General features: G+C 62.9%; 16 protein-coding genes. 12 read left to right on the plus strand and 4 right to left on the minus strand.

What is annotated here, in order from left to right; genetic code table 11:
- Positions 1-27: 27 nt before the first annotated feature.
- From flhB to motD, 7 genes are all read left to right on the plus strand, one after another.
- The gene (gene flhB / locus ACQ4MM_RS19845; RefSeq protein WP_431478956.1) at positions 28-1164 is read left to right on the plus strand and encodes a flagellar biosynthesis protein FlhB; all 1137 of its coding nucleotides are present in this window, start codon (positions 28-30) and stop codon (positions 1162-1164) included.
- 15 nt (positions 1165-1179) lie between these two features.
- On the plus strand, positions 1180-3309 hold the full coding sequence (flhA, locus tag ACQ4MM_RS19850; protein WP_431478957.1) for a flagellar biosynthesis protein FlhA: 2130 nt from the start codon (positions 1180-1182) through the stop codon (positions 3307-3309).
- 266 nt (positions 3310-3575) lie between these two features.
- A complete protein-coding gene (gene flhF / locus ACQ4MM_RS19855) occupies positions 3576-4946 on the plus strand; it encodes a flagellar biosynthesis protein FlhF (RefSeq protein ID WP_431478958.1) in 1371 nt (456 codons plus the stop codon).
- Positions 4939-5739, plus strand: a complete 801-nt coding sequence (locus tag ACQ4MM_RS19860; protein ID WP_431478959.1) for a MinD/ParA family ATP-binding protein — start codon at positions 4939-4941, stop codon at positions 5737-5739. The genes flhF and ACQ4MM_RS19860 overlap by 8 nt, the downstream gene beginning before the upstream one ends.
- 17 nt (positions 5740-5756) lie before the next feature.
- Complete coding sequence (locus tag ACQ4MM_RS19865; RefSeq protein ID WP_431478960.1) at positions 5757-6488, plus strand: RNA polymerase sigma factor FliA; 732 nt, start codon at positions 5757-5759, stop codon at positions 6486-6488.
- Positions 6470-7216 carry a flagellar motor protein gene (locus ACQ4MM_RS19870; RefSeq protein WP_431478961.1) on the plus strand — a complete coding sequence of 249 codons (747 nt, stop codon included), beginning with the start codon at positions 6470-6472 and terminating at the stop codon, positions 7214-7216. Before ACQ4MM_RS19865 ends, ACQ4MM_RS19870 begins: the two co-directional genes overlap by 19 nt.
- Before the next feature lies 1 nt (position 7217).
- Positions 7218-7979, plus strand: coding sequence for a flagellar motor protein MotD (gene motD / locus ACQ4MM_RS19875; RefSeq protein ID WP_431478962.1), 762 nt, complete (start codon positions 7218-7220; stop codon positions 7977-7979).
- Between the two features lies 1 nt (position 7980).
- Here the strand turns inward: motD and ACQ4MM_RS19880 are convergent, their stop codons facing one another.
- The 4 genes from ACQ4MM_RS19880 to flgA form a co-directional block, all read right to left on the minus strand.
- Positions 7981-9546, minus strand: a complete 1566-nt coding sequence (locus ACQ4MM_RS19880) for a hypothetical protein (RefSeq protein WP_431478963.1) — start codon at positions 9544-9546, stop codon at positions 7981-7983.
- A 74-nt stretch (positions 9547-9620) separates the two neighbouring features.
- Positions 9621-10085, minus strand: coding sequence for a flagella synthesis protein FlgN (locus ACQ4MM_RS19885; RefSeq protein ID WP_431478964.1), 465 nt, complete (start codon positions 10083-10085; stop codon positions 9621-9623).
- A 6-nt stretch (positions 10086-10091) separates the two neighbouring features.
- Positions 10092-10415, minus strand: coding sequence for a flagellar biosynthesis anti-sigma factor FlgM (flgM, locus tag ACQ4MM_RS19890; RefSeq protein WP_431478965.1), 324 nt, complete (start codon positions 10413-10415; stop codon positions 10092-10094).
- A gap of 95 nt (positions 10416-10510) precedes the next feature.
- Positions 10511-11197 (minus strand): flagellar basal body P-ring formation chaperone FlgA, encoded by a 687-nt coding sequence (gene flgA / locus ACQ4MM_RS19895; RefSeq protein ID WP_431478966.1) that lies wholly within the window; start codon positions 11195-11197, stop codon positions 10511-10513.
- Positions 11198-11325: 128 nt separating this feature from the next.
- Here flgA and flgB point away from each other — a divergent pair, with 128 nt between their 5' ends.
- Genes flgB through flgF form a run of 5 tightly spaced genes read left to right on the plus strand, consistent with a single transcriptional unit; the run spans position 11326 to position 15174 of the window.
- Positions 11326-11745: a flagellar basal body rod protein FlgB gene (flgB, locus tag ACQ4MM_RS19900; protein ID WP_431478967.1), complete on the plus strand. Its 420-nt coding sequence runs from the start codon at positions 11326-11328 to the stop codon at positions 11743-11745.
- A complete protein-coding gene (flgC, locus tag ACQ4MM_RS19905) occupies positions 11745-12149 on the plus strand; it encodes a flagellar basal body rod protein FlgC (protein WP_055930683.1) in 405 nt (134 codons plus the stop codon). The genes flgB and flgC overlap by 1 nt, the downstream gene beginning before the upstream one ends.
- A 2-nt stretch (positions 12150-12151) precedes the next feature.
- Positions 12152-12844, plus strand: coding sequence for a flagellar hook assembly protein FlgD (locus tag ACQ4MM_RS19910; RefSeq protein WP_431478968.1), 693 nt, complete (start codon positions 12152-12154; stop codon positions 12842-12844).
- Between the two features lie 24 nt (positions 12845-12868).
- The gene (locus ACQ4MM_RS19915) at positions 12869-14410 is read left to right on the plus strand and encodes a flagellar hook protein FlgE (RefSeq protein WP_431478969.1); all 1542 of its coding nucleotides are present in this window, start codon (positions 12869-12871) and stop codon (positions 14408-14410) included.
- A gap of 20 nt (positions 14411-14430) precedes the next feature.
- Positions 14431-15174 (plus strand): flagellar basal-body rod protein FlgF, encoded by a 744-nt coding sequence (flgF, locus tag ACQ4MM_RS19920; RefSeq protein WP_431478970.1) that lies wholly within the window; start codon positions 14431-14433, stop codon positions 15172-15174.
- The last annotated feature ends 25 nt before the right edge of the window (positions 15175-15199 follow it).

Below are 15199 nucleotides of genomic sequence, written 5' to 3' on the forward strand. Positions count from 1 at the left end.
TGGCACGGTCGAAAACAGGAGCGGTCAATGGCTGAAGACAGCGAAGCCGAGAAAACAGAACCCGCGTCACAGAGGCGCCTCGAGCAGGCGCGTGAAGAAGGGGACGTACCCAGGTCGCGCGAAGTCGCGACCTTTACCGTTCTCATGGCAGCGGGCGCCGGCCTGTGGATGACCGGTTCCGGCCTGGTGCGCGAATTGAGCCGCAGCCTCACCTCGGGGCTGTCGCTGACGCGCGAGCAAGTCTTCAATCCCGATGTCCTGGCTACCCGCATCCTGACCGACGTGGTGCAGGTGATGGTGGCCTGCCTGCCGGTCGCCATCGCGGTAATGCTGGTGGCACTGGCATCGCCGCTGCTGGTCGGCGGATGGCTGTTTTCGGCCAAGGCATTTACTCCGAATTTCATGAAGCTGAATCCCATCTCGGGCATCAGCAATATGTTCTCCACCAACGCGCTGGTGGAGCTGCTCAAGGCCATCATCAAATCCATCATCGTAGGCGTGGTGGCCTATATGGTCATTTCGCGCCAGCAGCAGGAGGCAATCGGCCTGATGCTCGAACCGCTGCATACCGGCAGCACGCACGTGATGAATATGCTGGGCTTCAGCTTCATCGTGATCGTCGGCGCGCTGGGCTTCATTGCGCTGATCGATGCGCCGTACCAGATGTGGCATTACGCGAACAAGCTGAAGATGACGCGCCAGGAACTGATCCAGGAATCCAAGGAGTCGGACGGCAACCCGCAAATCAAGGGCAAGATCCGCCAGCTGCAGCGCGAAATGGCGAAGAAACGCATGATGCAGGAAGTGCCGACCGCCGACGTGGTGGTGACCAATCCGACCCACTACGCGGTGGCGCTGAAATACGCCGACGGCGGGCAGGGCGCGCCGCGCGTGGTAGCCAAGGGTACCGACGAAGTGGCGGCCAAGATCCGCGAACTGGCGAAAGAGCATCGCGTCGCCATCCTGGAAGCGCCGCCGCTGGCGCGTGCGCTGCACAAGCATACCGAAATCGGCGATGAAATCCCGCCACGCCTGTACGCCGCCGTGGCAGAAGTCTTGGCTTATGTGTACCAGATCAAGGCCTATCGTCCCGGCCTGCATTACCCGGATCGTCCGACCAGGCTGGATGTGCCGGACGATATGGACCCACTGAACAAGAAATAAACGGAGTAACAGAGAATGAACGCCCTGAACATGCCGCCGTGGATGAAAGGCATTGCCGGTAACGGCCAAGCCCTGGCTGCACCAATCCTGATCATCATGCTGCTGGCAATGATGATCCTGCCATTGCCGGCGTTCGTGCTCGACCTGTTCTTCAGCTTCAATATCGCCCTGTCGATCATCGTGCTGCTGACCAGCCTGTACACGGTCAAGCCGCTGGACTTCATGGCATTCCCGACCGTGCTGCTGGTGTCGACCATGCTGCGCCTGTCGTTGAACGTGGCGTCAACCCGGGTCGTGCTGACCGAAGGCCACACCGGCCCGGATGCGGCAGGCAAGGTGATCGAGGCCTTCGGCCACTTCCTGATCGGCGGCAATTACACCGTCGGTATCGTGGTGTTCGTGATCCTGACCATCATCAATTTCGTGGTGGTGACCAAAGGTGCCGGCCGTATCGCTGAAGTGGGCGCGCGATTCGCCCTGGATGCAATGCCTGGCAAGCAGATGGCGATTGACGCTGACCTGAATGCTGGCCTGATCGGCGAGCCTGAAGCCAAGCGTCGCCGCAATGAGGTTTCGCAAGAGGCGGAATTCTACGGCGCCATGGACGGCGCCTCGAAATATGTGCGCGGCGACGCGGTGGCCGGCATCCTGGTTACCGTCATCAACGTAGTGGGCGGCCTGCTGGTCGGTATGATCCAGCATGATATGGGCTTTGCCGATGCGTTGAAAAACTATGTGCTGCTGGCGATTGGTGACGGCCTGGTGGCGCAGATTCCTTCGCTGGTGATTTCGATTGCGGCCGGTATCGTGGTGTCGCGTGTGGCCTCCGAGACCGACATCGGCACCCAGGTGATCAGCCAGTTGTTCTCCAAGCCGCAAGTTTTGTTTGTCACCGGCGGCATCATCGGCGGCCTGGGTCTGATTCCGGGCATGCCGAACCTGGTGTTCATCCTGCTGGCGTCGACCTTGATCGGCTCCGGCTATATGCTGCTGAAGAAAGCCAAGGAAAAGGCGGAAACGGTTGCGGCCCAGGAAGCGGGGGGTCCAGGTGGTGGCGGTGCTGCCGGTGCCGCGGGCGGCGCGCAAGCGGCACCCGAGCAGGAAGAGGCGACCTGGCAGGACGTGCTGGCGGTTGATACCCTCGGCCTGGAAGTAGGCTATCGCCTGATTCCGCTGGTCGACAAGACCCAGGGTGGCGAGCTGTTGAAGCGGATCAAGGGCATCCGCAAGAAGTTTGCGCAGGAAGTGGGCTTCCTGGCGCCGCCGGTGCATATCCGCGACAACCTGGAGCTGAAGCCTTCCGCCTACCGCATCACCTTGAAAGGCGTGGAAGTCGGTACCGGCGAGGCCTTCAACGGCCAGTACCTGGCAATCAATCCGGGCATGGCAAGCGGCACGCTGCCAGGCATGGTGACCACCGATCCGGCCTTTGGCCTGCCCGCCATCTGGATCGACGCTTCGCTGCGCGACCAGGCTACCGGCATGGGTTACACCGTGGTCGATGCCGGCACCGTGGTGGCGACCCACCTGAACCACCTGATTACTTCGCACGCCTCCGAGCTGCTTGGCCGCGCGGAAGTACAGTCGCTGCTGGATCACCTGGGCAAGGATTCACCGAAACTGGTGGAAGACCTGGTGCCGAAGATGCTGTCGCTGTCGACCCTGCAGAAAGTGCTGCAGAACCTGTTGGCAGAGGGCGTGCATATCCGTGATATGCGCACGATTATCGAAACACTGGCCGAGTTCACCCCGCATACCCAGGATCCGAGCGATCTCACCGCGCAGGTGCGTGTGGCGCTGGGCCGGGCGATCGTGCAGCAGTTGTTCCCGGCCGGCGGCGAACTGTCGGTCATGACGCTGGATAACCGCCTGGAGCGCTTGCTGATGCAGGCCATGACCAGCGGCGGCGGCGATGCGGCAGGCATCGAGCCAGGGCTGGCCGATACCATTGCGCAGCAGGCTGCGGCGGCAACGCAGCAGCAGGAGGCACTGGGCGTGACGCCGGTGCTGCTGGTGCCGGGGGTATTGCGTCCGCTGCTGTCCAAATTCCTGCGCCGTGCGCTGCCGCAGCTTAAGGTGCTGTCGCATTCCGAGATTCCGGAGACCAAGACGATCCGGGTTACTTCCTTGGTGGGCGCGCAGTGAAACCGGTAAACCGGTGTCTGACCCAAGGGTCAGACACCGTCTGAAGCGCGGCCAACGGTGTCGGTTGTGCGCAGTTGATCTTCGTCGAGAGTCAAAAACCTCGAACCAACCCCGCGGCAGCGAGATCATTCGGGGTCAGACCCTTGGGTCTGACCCCGGTTTACCGGTTTTGAATTAAGCGGCATTTCCCAAGCTATTCCACCGATTGTTCCCCCTGCGCATCGTCAATAATTTGACCATGTGCGAATCTGTCGGAGCAGCAGGAAATGAACGTTAAAAAATTTACCGCCCCAACATCCCGTGAAGCGCTGCGCAAGGTGCGTGAAGCGCTTGGCCCGGATGCGGTGATCCTCTCCAACCGTGCAGTCGACGGCGCGGTGGAAATCCTGGCCCTGGCCGGCGACGATGCCGCCGCCTTGGCTCCGCACTCCCCGGATTCCCCGATGTCCGCGCCAGCGCCGCAGCTGGACCTGGCACCAGCCGCGCCGGCCGCCGATCACGCGCCGGCACTGGTCTCCCAGCCTGCCGCCCCGGTGGTGCGTGCCAGCGCCCGCCCGGCGCCATCCGCCCCACGCGCAGCGGCCCGCCCGATCGCAGCGGCTGCGGCCGCACCGGCAGTCGATATGGAGCGCATTTCCTCCATGGTTGCGGAAGCCGTCGCCAGCGCCAAAGCCACGGCAGCCGCTGATATGACCAGCATGATGAGCGAGCTGCGCGCCATGCGCGGCATGATGGAAACCCAGCTCAACGAACTGGCCTTTGCCAACATCCAGCAGCGCGAACCGCACAAGACCGTGGTGCTGCGCGAACTGCTGGCCGCCGGCTTTTCCGCCAGCCTGGCGCGCTACCTGACCGACAAGCTGCCCGCCACCCGCGACGGCGCCGAAGCATTGCAATGGATGCGCACCGTCCTGGCCCGCAACATCAACGCCATGAACAATGAAGACGCGCTGCTGGAAAAGGGCGGCGTGTTCGCCCTGGTCGGTCCGACCGGCGTCGGCAAGACCACCACCACCGCCAAGCTGGCGGCGCGCTGCGTGATGCGCCACGGCGCTGAAAAACTGGCCCTGATCACCACCGACGCCTATCGTATCGGCGCCCACGAACAGCTGCGCATCTACGGCAAGATCCTGGGCGTGATGGTGCACTCGGTGAAGGATGAAGCCGACCTGCGCATCGCGCTGAATGAACTGCGCAACAAGCACACCGTGCTGATTGATACCGTCGGTGTCAGCCAGCGCGACCAGATGGTGGCCGAGCAGGTCGCCATGCTGCAGGGCGTGGGCACCGACGTGCAGCGCATCCTGTGCATGAACGCTACTTCGACCCAGGAAACCCTGTCAGAAGTGGTGCGTGCCTACCAGGGCAGCGGCCTGGCCGGCGCCATCATCACCAAGCTGGACGAAGCCGCCTCGATCGGCTCCGCGCTGGACGTGGTGATCCGCCACAAGCTGCGCCTGTTCTACATGTCCAATGGCCAGCGCGTGCCGGAAGACCTGCACCTGGCCGATCCGGTGGCGCTGGTAGGGCGTGCCTTCGGCAGCCAGGCCACCCCGAAATACGGCGATGACGAACTGCCGCTGCTGGTAGCCGGCGCCGCCCATGACCCAATGCTGCGCGAGGTACGCTTTGGCTAATTTCGACTTCGACCAGGCCGAAGGCCTGCGCCGGATGCTGGCCGGCCCCCGGCCGCGCATCATCACCTTCCTGTCGGCCACGCCGCAGGACGACAAAGGCGCCATGCTGGTCAACCTGGGCGCTTCGCTGTCGCAGGCCGGCAATGACGTGCTGCTGGTCGATGCCTGCGCCAGCGCCCACGGCGTGGTGTCCCGCCTTGGCCTCGACCATGGCACCAGCCTGCTCGACGTGGCGCGCCAGCACTGCGGCTTGAACCAGGTGCTGCATGCGGCGCCACAGGGCTTTAACGTGGTGTCGATGACGCGCGGCGAATCGCGCCGCGGCCCGGACGAAGGGCGCCGCCTGGCCAAGGCCTTCGGCGTGCTGGCCAGCCAGAGCGGCATCGTGCTGGTGGACGGGGAATTCGACGGCGCAGCCTTCCCGGTGCCGCTGATGGCCAGTTCCGAGATCGTGGTGCAGGTGTCAAACAGTGCAACTTCGATCAAGAATGCCTATATGATGATCAAGCGGCTCAACCATGAACTGGGGCGCCGGCCGTTCGGCATCCTGGTCACCGGCGCTTCGGAGGCCGAAGCAAGGGTGGTTTACGATAATATGGCACATGCGGCAAGCCGTTACCTGGCAGTCAACCTGGTTTCCATGGGGTCTGTACCGGCTGACGAATACCTGCAGCGTGCAGCCCGCTTGGGTCGTGCGGTGGTGGACGCCTTCCCATTGGCCGGGGCTTCAGTGGCCTTCCGCCAGCTGGCCGGGCGTTTTGCGATGGGGAGCTGCAACCATTTTAGAGCCTGAAAAGAATTAGAACCTTTATGTACACGGTCAAAGGGAAGGTGGACAAGGATTCCTTGCTGACGACGCACATGCCGTTGGTCAAGCGCCTGGCCCACCATATGAAGGCCAAATTGCCGCCCAGTGTGGAAGTGGATGACCTGGTACAGGCCGGGATGATCGGCTTGCTTGACGCAATCAACCGCTACGAAGAGACCCACGGCGCCCAGTTCGAAACGTATGCGGTGATGCGCATCCGCGGCGCCATGCTCGATGAATTGCGCTCCTCCGACTGGATGCCGCGTTCCATGCGGCAGGACATGCGCAAGATCGAAAATGCGATGGCCACGCTGCAGCAGCGCCTGGGACGCCCGCCGAGCGAATCGGAAGTGGCGAAATCGCTCAAGCTGTCGCTGTCCGATTACCAGGAAATGCTGTCCGAGGGCGGCGGCCACCAGCTGGTGTATTACGAAGATTTTCACGACGAGGACGGCAACGACAGCTTCCTCGACCGCTACGCCCATGATGAAGATGCCGATCCGCTGCGCGCGCTGCTCGACACCGACTTCCGCCAGGCTGTGATCGATGCGATTGATACGCTGCCCCCACGTGAGAAAATGCTGATGGGCCTTTACTACGAGGAAGAGCTGAACCTGAAGGAGATCGGCGCCGTGATGGGCGTGTCCGAATCCCGGGTATCGCAATTGCACACACAAGCCGTGGCACGCCTGCGTGCCTCGCTGCGGGAGCAGGCATGGACTGGTCCAGCGTAGCCGGCGTGTTGCTGGCGCTGGCCGGCATCATCGTCGGCCAGGGGCTGGAAGGCGGCAAGATCAGTTCCTTGCTGCAGCCTGCGGCTTTTGCCATCGTGGTGATCGGCACGTTCGGCGCAGTCATGCTGCAAACCAGCTTGCCGACCCTGCGCCGGGGCTTGACCATGCTGCGCTGGGTTTTCAAGCCGCCGCCTGACAACCGCGCCCAGTTGGCGCGCGATATCAATAACTGGAGCATGCTGGCTCGCCGCGACGGGCTGCTGGCGCTGGAACGCCCGATGCTGGGTGCCAAGGATAAGTTCGTAGCCAAAGGCTTGCGCATGATCGTGGACGGCATCAATCCGGACAAGATGCGCCAGATGCTGGATATGGAAATCACTGCTTTCGAAACGGCCGAGCGCCAGGCGGTGAGGATCTGGGAATCGGCGGCCGGCTATTCGCCGACCATCGGCATCCTGGGCGCGGTGCTGGGCCTGATCCATGTGATGGAAAACCTGACCGACCCGAGCCGGCTCGGTTCCGGCATTGCGGTGGCGTTCGTGTCGACCATTTACGGCGTCGGACTGGCCAACCTGTTCTTCTACCCGATCGCCAACAAGCTCAAGACCATCGTCACGCGCCAGGTCTACCTGCAGGAGCTCACCGCCTCGGTGATGTACGACATCGCCACCGGTGATTTCACGCGCGTTATCGATGAACGGATTGCGACCCTGATGCGGGAGCCGTGACATGCAGAACCGCCGCGCGCGCCGCAAGTTCGACGACGATCCCGAGAATCATGAGCGCTGGCTGATTTCCTACGCGGATTTCATTACGCTGCTGTTTGCCTTCTTCGTCGTGATGTATGCGGTGTCCTCGGTCAACGTGGGCAAGTACAAGGTGTTCTCCGATGCCCTGGGCGATGCGTTTGGCGGCGCCGGTGCGGCGCCGCCTACCAATACCGAAGTACAGAGTTTGCCGATTCCGAATCCGGCTTCGCGCAAGCGCAACGAGGCAATCAAGAAGGAGAAGGAGCAGATGACGCGCCTGGCCAAGGATTTGGCCAGTACCCTGGCGCCCCTGGTCAAGGAGGGCAAGGTGCGGGTGACGCAGAACAGCCGCGGGGTCAGTGTGGAGATCAATGCGTCGGTGCTGTTCCGGGCTGGCGATGCAAGCCTGACCGATGAATCGCGCGAGGCGCTGACCGCGGTGGCGACACTGCTGAAGGACGACCCCCACAATGTGCAGGTGGAAGGGCATACCGACAATGTGCCGATCAGGACTGCGGCTTTCCCGTCGAACTGGGAGTTGTCGGCAGTACGGGCGGGGACTGTGGTCAGGCTGTTTATCGAGTCCGGGATTGCCGCTTCGCGCATGACGGCGGTGGGACATGCGGATAACCAGCCGGTGGCTTTGAACAATGACGCGGAGTCGCGGGCGCGGAACCGGCGGGTGGCGGTGACGATTTTGTCCGGCATTCCCGATCCCGCCACCGAACTTCCAAACCAGTAAATCAGGCGCGCAGCCGCTCCCGATGCGGCACCTGCTGCCGCAGCCGCTGCCGGCGCCGCCAGCTCCAGGCCGTCCCGATCGCCGCAACCAGCAGCACCAGTGCCGCCACCGGCCAGGCTGACGCATGCAAATTCTTTTTCGCCTGCTGGTCCATCAACTCCTCGGGGAATGGCCGCGGCTCCGTCGGCACCACTTGCCACTTGCTGCGATCGGCCGGCGCACGCGCCATGAATTCGTCGATCGAATACGCCGGCGCCGAACCGAACGCGCGGCTGGAAGGCACCTGTGGAATCCGCACCAGCATCACCGCTTCCACATCCGACAGCAATTGCTGCTCAAACCCGCTCAACGGGCGCCCGGCCTGGCCGCCCAGCACATTCAGCAAGTCCTTGCCCAGTGCGTCGAACGCCACCGCCGGATGCAAACGCGTCTGTTCCTCGGTGAAATAGCTGAAGGCCTTCTTGCCGCTGGCAATGCTCATGTCTTTCGCTGCCATATAGGCAAAGGCGCCGACCGCCTTCAGGCGGTTGGTCGGCCCCTGTAGCGGCCACTGCCAGCCCAGCTTGCGCAGCACGTCGACATTGATCCCGGTGCAGTTGGCTGCCGCGTGCTGGTAGCTGAAGTGATGGGCGTAGAACTCGCGGAACACCTGGTTTACCCTGGTCTGGTAAGCCTGCGCCGTGCGCGGGTCTTTCAGCACCGCCACCAGCATGTACGAGGGCCGGTAATATTGCTGGCCGCTGTTCAAGTCCATCAGGTAGTTATCCGCCGGCAGCGCCGACGCCACGATGCCTTTCTCGCTGTATGAATCGAGGCCGTAGAAATTATTCACCAGCCAGTCGGACCATTCGCCCTGCGCTCCCAGTCGGCCGGTAGCGATGGCGAAGTGCCCGCCATAAGCTTCGTCGTCGTCGCCCTGGGCGCCGCTCAGCATCATGGCCAGCACTGGCTTGCCGGACAGCTCGGCCGGCGCCGCGCCGGGACGCTGCCACACCTTGCGTACCGCGTACTCGCCGCGCGCGCCGCCCTCGGCATGCCGCACAAAGCCTTGCAGGTCGTCGCCGCCGGACAGCGGTTGCAGCGGCAGCTTGCCGGCATCGATCACATAGTCGCGCGGCCAGATGGTGCGCGCTACAAACTGCTGGCCGGCCTCATCCCAGTGGCCGCGCACACGCACCTCACGCTGGCGGAAGAAGGCTTCGGAGTCGGCGTTGAAGTAGGAGCGGTTGGTCGAGATTTTCGGCGCCAGGCGGAAATTGAGCGTGCCGCCGTCGGCCGTGTACAGGGACTTGCCATCAAAGCGCGCTTGCGGCACCACTTGCGGCGAACCGAGCCAGACCAGTTCCGGCGCGTCCCGGGCACCGGCCGCCGGCAGGGCGATCAGCTCGTCCTGGAAATACCATAAGGCTTGCTTCTGGCCGCAATCGTCGCAGCGGCCGTTGGTCAGGCGGAAGTTGTCGGCGGGCTGCAACCCGAATTGTTCGCCGCCCAGGGCGGAATGAACGGAGGCAGCACCGGCTTGGGCGGTTGTGGCCGCCAGAATAATTCCTGAGAGAAATGTACGCATCCGCCCATTATGCAGAAAGTTGCATAAAAAGTCATTAAGTTGGAAGTTCCGGCGCCGAGCCGGTGATGGCAGCCTTAGCCGGCGATGAAGCCGCGGCGGGTGCCGCCGCCGGTGGTCATGCCGCTCGGGCCGTAGACCGTGGTTTGCTGTGGGCGCAAGGCTTGCAGCGCGCCCTGGGTATGGCCCAGGTGCTTGTTGATCAAGATGCCGTTCAGGCGGTTCAATTCCTTTGCCGCGCGGGTCTGGTCCAGCAACTGCTGCCACAGGAAATTGGCGGCATCGTCATGCTGGGCTTCCAGCCACGACTCCATGCCCAGCTCGAGGGCCGGAAAACCGGCTTCGGCCAGCGCTTGGTGGCGCGCGGTGGCCAGGGTGGCCATTTCATTGACCAGGGCCGACTTGTGCGGGGTCAGCGAGGTCAGGTGGTCGATGTCGGCCGCGACCAGGTCTTGCTGTTCCTGTTTCAGGACTTCCAGCAATTCCGTGATCTTGTTCAACTCAGCCTGCAGGCTGTGTTTAGGGGAGACAGCGGCCATCATGCTTCCTTAGCGTTGCTTGCGAGCGTGCAGCAGGTCGCGGACCGTGTCCAGCAAGCCGTCTGCCACTTTTTCCGAATTGACCTGGAACTGACCGTCAGCAATTGCCATTTTGATGCGTTCGACTTTTTTCGTGTCGAACACGGCATTGCTGGCGGCAGCGCCACTGGCCGCCATTGCCTGGCCTTGCGGCGACAGGCGCACATTGTCGGTACCTGCCTGTGGTGCGGTGGAAGTCGCAGCGGCGGCTTTGTCCGCGCCGCGCGCGTTGCTGCCCGTCGCAGGCGAACTCGGCAAGCCCGGCGTGTTCTTCAATGTATCGTTGATCTTCACAGCTTTATCCTCGTCTGGTTGGAGTACTTTACCCCGGCATACGAGTCTATTACGGCAACCTGCGGCCAAACTTTAGCTGGCATCGTGAAACTTGTTCAAAAAGCTACTTCAACCAGCCCGCCAAGGCGGGCAATCCCGCTGATTTGCTGGCCATTGCCGGTGCGCACCGCCACCACCTGGCCCTCGGCCGCCGATCCGGCAGCCTTGCCCTCGGCCGAGACCGCGAAGCCATTGCCCTTGGTAACCAGCTTGACCAGCTGGCCCTGCAGGATCACTGGCTTGGCCTTCACCATGTCGACCCGCAGCGGGGTGCCGGCCGAAATCGACAGGCTGCTGGACTTGCCGACCAGTTGCGCCTTGTCGGTGGCAATGCCGGGCGGTAGGGCGGTCAGTTCACCTTGCATCATCGCCAACTGTCCATCCTCGATGGCCTGGCCCTGCACCAGCGGCACGGCGGCGGCTACGTAACTGCCCAACACCGATACCTGGGACTGAATATATACCGTCCACGGCGATGGCGCCGCACAGCGTACCCCGACCGTCGTCTTGCCCCAGGCGCGCGCACCGGGCATCATGAACGCTTCCGGCGCCGGGCAGGGCGCCAGGTTCAGGCGCGCATCCACGGCGCCGACGCTGACCGTGACCTTGCCCGGCAGGCCGGCAGTCTGGACTTGCAGGAATTGCTCGGCCACCTGGCGCAGGGCGGCAGGCTCCATGCGGGCTGGGGTGGCGCCGGCCACATTGGCGGCAAGCAGGGACGCAATGACGAGGATGTGTTTCATGCTGCCCATCTTAGCCTTCGCGCGCACGCCGCAAGCGGGGAATAAGGGCAAAAACCCGGCCTTTCTCTTCCGATCAAGTAAGCACATTGCTCCGTATCATCGAATCTGTCATCAAGCGGAGAAGTGCCATGTTAGGCAAACTCGACAACTACCTGCTGTTCAACGAAACCGCCCTCAGCCTGCGCGAAAAGCGCCAGGCCGTGCTGGCGTCGAACATTGCCAATGCCGATACGCCGAATTACAAGGCGCGCGACATCGACTTTTCCGCCAACCTGCAGGCGGCCATGCAGCGCGCGGCCACCCCGCAGCCCCTGAATACCACGGCCAACAAGCATTTCCCGCGGCCGCCGCAGGATGGCAGCACGCTGCCCGACGGCACGCCGCTGCTGTACCGCCACCCGGCACAGGGCGCAGTAGACGGCAACACGGTCGACATGGATGTTGAACGCAATAACTTTGCCGACAATGCGCTGCGCTACGAAGCCGGCGTGACCTTTATTAATTCGCAGATCAAAGGCCTGCTGGCCGCGATCCAGGGAGGCAGCTAATGTCCTTGTTCAGCATTTTCAACGTTTCCGGTTCGGCCATGAGCGCCCAGGCCCAGCGCCTGAACGTCGTCGCCTCCAACCTGGCCAACGCCGACAGCGCCACCTCGGCCAGCGGCGAAGCCTACCGCGCCAAGCAGGTGGTGTTCGAAGCCACCCCGAGCGCCAACGGCGCCGCCACCTCGGTCAAAGTGAGCAAAGTGGTGGAAGACCCGTCGCCGCTCAAGCAGGTCTACGACCCCAAGCATCCGCTGGCGGACGAGAAGGGCTATGTGACGATGCCGAACGTGAACGTGGTCGATGAGATGGTCAATATGCTGTCGGCATCACGCTCCTACCAGACCAATGTCGAAACCATGAATGCAGCCAAGACCATGCTGCTGAAAACCCTGACGATCGGACAGTAACCATGGCCATCACCAACACCCCCGTCACTGGCGGCAGCAGCCCGACGCAAGCCTTGCTCAACGCGGTCAACACGCGCGGCAGCACTGACTCCAGCAAGAGCGTAACGGCCGACCAGGACAAATTCATGACGCTGCTGATCACGCAGCTGAAGAACCAGGACCCGCTGAACCCGCTGGACAACGCGCAAGTCACCAGCCAGCTGGCGCAATTGCAGACCGTCACCGGCATCAACAAGCTGAACGAGACGATCGAATCGCTGAAAAAGGATTACGCCAACTCGGCCTCGCTGCAGGCGACCAACCTGATCAACCACGGCGTGCTGGCCGCCGGCAAGAACTTGCAGGTGGCATCGGGCAAAGGGCTGTTCGGTGTCGAATTGAAAAATGCAGTCGACACGCTGCAGATCGACATCAAGAACGCCGCCGGCAAAGTGGTGCACACGCAAACGCTGCAGGCAGTCGATGCCGGCGTCCTGCCACTGGGCTGGGACGGCAAGATGGACGACGGCACCACGGCGCCGGACGGCATGTATACCGTGGCGGTCAGCGGCATGCTGGGCGGCAAGACGGCCGAAGGCGTGCAACCGCTGACCTTCGGCACCGTGGCCAGCGTGTCCACCGGCGCCGGCGGCACCAAGCTCAACGTTCCAGCCATCGGTCAACTGACCATGGACGATATCAAACAAGTTTTGTAAGCCCAACCTGATAGGGGAAATAGCATGTTTCAACAAGGTCTCAGCGGTCTGAACGCCGCAGGCAAGTCGCTCGACGTTATCGGCAATAACATCGCCAACGCGAGCACGGTGGGCTTCAAAGGTTCGCAGGCGCAGTTCGCCGACTTGTACGCCAACTCGCTGAACGGCGTGGCTGGTAACAACCCGGGTATCGGCGTGAGTATTTCGCGCATCGCGCAGCAATTCACGCAGGGCAATATCGAAACCACCAACAATCCGCTGGACATCTCGATCAATGGCGGCGGCTTCTTCCGCACAGTGGCGCCCAGCGGTGAAGTGCAGTACTCGCGCAACGGCCAGTTCCTGCTCGACAAAAACGGCATCATCACCAATGCCCAGGGCAATGCCATCACCGGCTACCTGGCCACCAAGGACGGCGTGATCCTGGCCGGCGCACCAGTGCCGATCAAGATCGACACCGCCGACCTGACCCCGGTCGAAACCACCGAAGCGAACTTCAAGATCAACCTGTCGTCCACCTCGGCGATCCCGAGCAAGGTGCCGTTCGATGCGGGCGATCCGCTGACCTACAACAAGCAGACCGTAGTGGACGTGTTCGACAGCCTGGGCAATGCCCACACCATGTCGATGTTCTACGTGAACAAGGGTAGCGGCGTGTGGGATGTGTATGCCGGCAGCGATGGCGTGCAGGTCAGTGCCAAGGCCGTGGCGCAGGCGGTACTGGCCGACCCGGCTGCCAAGGCAGCGCGCGTGGCCTATGACGCCGCCGCCGCCGCCAACAATCCGGCCGGCATGCTGGCAGCCCAGCAAGCCTACTCCGCGGCCGCCGGCGCAGCCATGACCGCCGCCGCTACCGCCGCTGGCGCCACTGCCGCCCAACTGGCGAAACTGGCCGCCGTGTACACGCCGCCGACCGACGTTGGCGCGATTCCCGGCAACAGCCCGGACATCATCGACCAGAAGCTGGCAGCGGCAATTACAGTGCCGGCCGTGAAAGTGGGCACGCTGGGCTTCGATACCAACGGCCAGTTGAGCGCAGCGAAAATGGCGCTGATGGTGCCGCCGCAGACCCTGCCATTCTCGATCAACCTGCCGATCTTCCCGGACAACGGCGCCGACCTGGTCATGACGATCTCCACCAACTTCGTCGGCACCACCCAGTACGGCTCGCCGACCAGCGAAAAGGAATCGACCCAGAACGGCTACTCCTCGGGCAGCCTGCAGCGTTTCTCGGCTGACGCCAGCGGCACCATTATCGGCCAGTACAGCAACGGCAAGTCGCGTCCCCTGGCGCAATTCGTGCTGGCCAATTTCGCCAGCCCGGACGGCTTGATCCCACTCGGTAACAACGTCTGGGCCGAAAGTTCGGCATCAGGTGCGCCGCAGGTCGGTGCGCCGGGGCAGGGCGGCCTTGGCAATTTGCGTTCCTCGTCGGTCGAATCGTCCAACGTGGACCTGACCAAGGAGCTGGTCGACATGATCACCGCGCAGCGCGTCTACCAGGCCAATGCGCAGACCATCAAGACCCAGGACTCGGTGCTGCAAACCCTGGTCAACCTGCGTTAATCGGATAAAGCGAGCAAGCGATGGACCGCCTTGTCTACACCGCCGCCACCGGCGCGCGCCACATCCTGGAGCAGCAGGCCACCACGTCGAACAACCTGGCCAATGCCACCACGACCGGCTTCCGCGCCCAGCTTGACTCTTTCCGCGCCGTGCCGGTGGTGGCGGAAGGTTTGCCGACCCGCACCTTCGTGGTCGACAACACCGTCGGCTCGGATTTCCGCGCCGGCGCGATGCAGACCACGGGGCGGCCACTGGACGTGGCCTTGCGCGGCGACGGCTTCATTGCCGTGCAGTCCAGCGACGGCTCCGAAGCCTATACCCGCAACGGCAGTTTGAAGGTCAGCGAAAACGGCATGCTGCAAACGGCGGCCGGGTTGACCCTGGTGGGGGAGAACGGTCCCATCGCGATTCCGCCCGACGCCCAGGTGGCGATTGCCGCCGACGGCACCGTATCGGCCATTGACACTACCCAGACCCAACCCGGCCCGTCGAATGTTCTGGGCCGCATCAAGCTGGTGAATCCGGACGTCAAAGGCCTGGTGCGCGGCGACGATGGCCTGTTCCGCCAGCAAAGCGGTTTGCCGGCCGATCCCGACCAGGGCGTGCGGCTGGCCGACGGCACGCTGGAAGGCAGCAACGTCAACCCGATCGACGCCATGGTCAATATGATCGCTTTGGCACGTTCTTTCGAAACGCAAATGAGCCTGCTGAAAAACGCGGAAAACAATGCTGCGAAGGCCACGCAGATCTTAGCGTTGAATTAATATTGCATTAATCTTGTTGCCTTAA

The organism is Massilia eburnea (assembly GCF_050709955.1).
GTDB lineage: Bacteria > Pseudomonadota > Gammaproteobacteria > Burkholderiales > Burkholderiaceae_D > Rugamonas > Rugamonas eburnea_A.

Bases quoted from the DNA above. Each gene is read 5' to 3' on its own strand.
- flgB (WP_431478967.1), top strand. From the start codon at position 11,326: ATGTTAGGCAAACTCGACAACTACCTGCTGTTCAACGAAACCGCCCTC.
- ACQ4MM_RS19880 (WP_431478963.1), bottom strand. From the start codon at position 9,546: ATGCGTACATTTCTCTCAGGAATTATTCTGGCGGCCACAACCGCCCAA.
- ACQ4MM_RS19885 (WP_431478964.1), bottom strand. From the start codon at position 10,085: ATGATGGCCGCTGTCTCCCCTAAACACAGCCTGCAGGCTGAGTTGAAC.
- flgC (WP_055930683.1), top strand. From the start codon at position 11,745: ATGTCCTTGTTCAGCATTTTCAACGTTTCCGGTTCGGCCATGAGCGCC.
- flgA (WP_431478966.1), bottom strand. From the start codon at position 11,197: ATGAAACACATCCTCGTCATTGCGTCCCTGCTTGCCGCCAATGTGGCC.
- ACQ4MM_RS19865 (WP_431478960.1), top strand. From the start codon at position 5,757: ATGTACACGGTCAAAGGGAAGGTGGACAAGGATTCCTTGCTGACGACG.
- motD (WP_431478962.1), top strand. From the start codon at position 7,218: ATGCAGAACCGCCGCGCGCGCCGCAAGTTCGACGACGATCCCGAGAAT.
- flhA (WP_431478957.1), top strand. From the start codon at position 1,180: ATGAACGCCCTGAACATGCCGCCGTGGATGAAAGGCATTGCCGGTAAC.
- ACQ4MM_RS19910 (WP_431478968.1), top strand. From the start codon at position 12,152: ATGGCCATCACCAACACCCCCGTCACTGGCGGCAGCAGCCCGACGCAA.
- ACQ4MM_RS19915 (WP_431478969.1), top strand. From the start codon at position 12,869: ATGTTTCAACAAGGTCTCAGCGGTCTGAACGCCGCAGGCAAGTCGCTC.
- flgF (WP_431478970.1), top strand. From the start codon at position 14,431: ATGGACCGCCTTGTCTACACCGCCGCCACCGGCGCGCGCCACATCCTG.
- ACQ4MM_RS19870 (WP_431478961.1), top strand. From the start codon at position 6,470: ATGGACTGGTCCAGCGTAGCCGGCGTGTTGCTGGCGCTGGCCGGCATC.
- flhF (WP_431478958.1), top strand. From the start codon at position 3,576: ATGAACGTTAAAAAATTTACCGCCCCAACATCCCGTGAAGCGCTGCGC.
- flhB (WP_431478956.1), top strand. From the start codon at position 28: ATGGCTGAAGACAGCGAAGCCGAGAAAACAGAACCCGCGTCACAGAGG.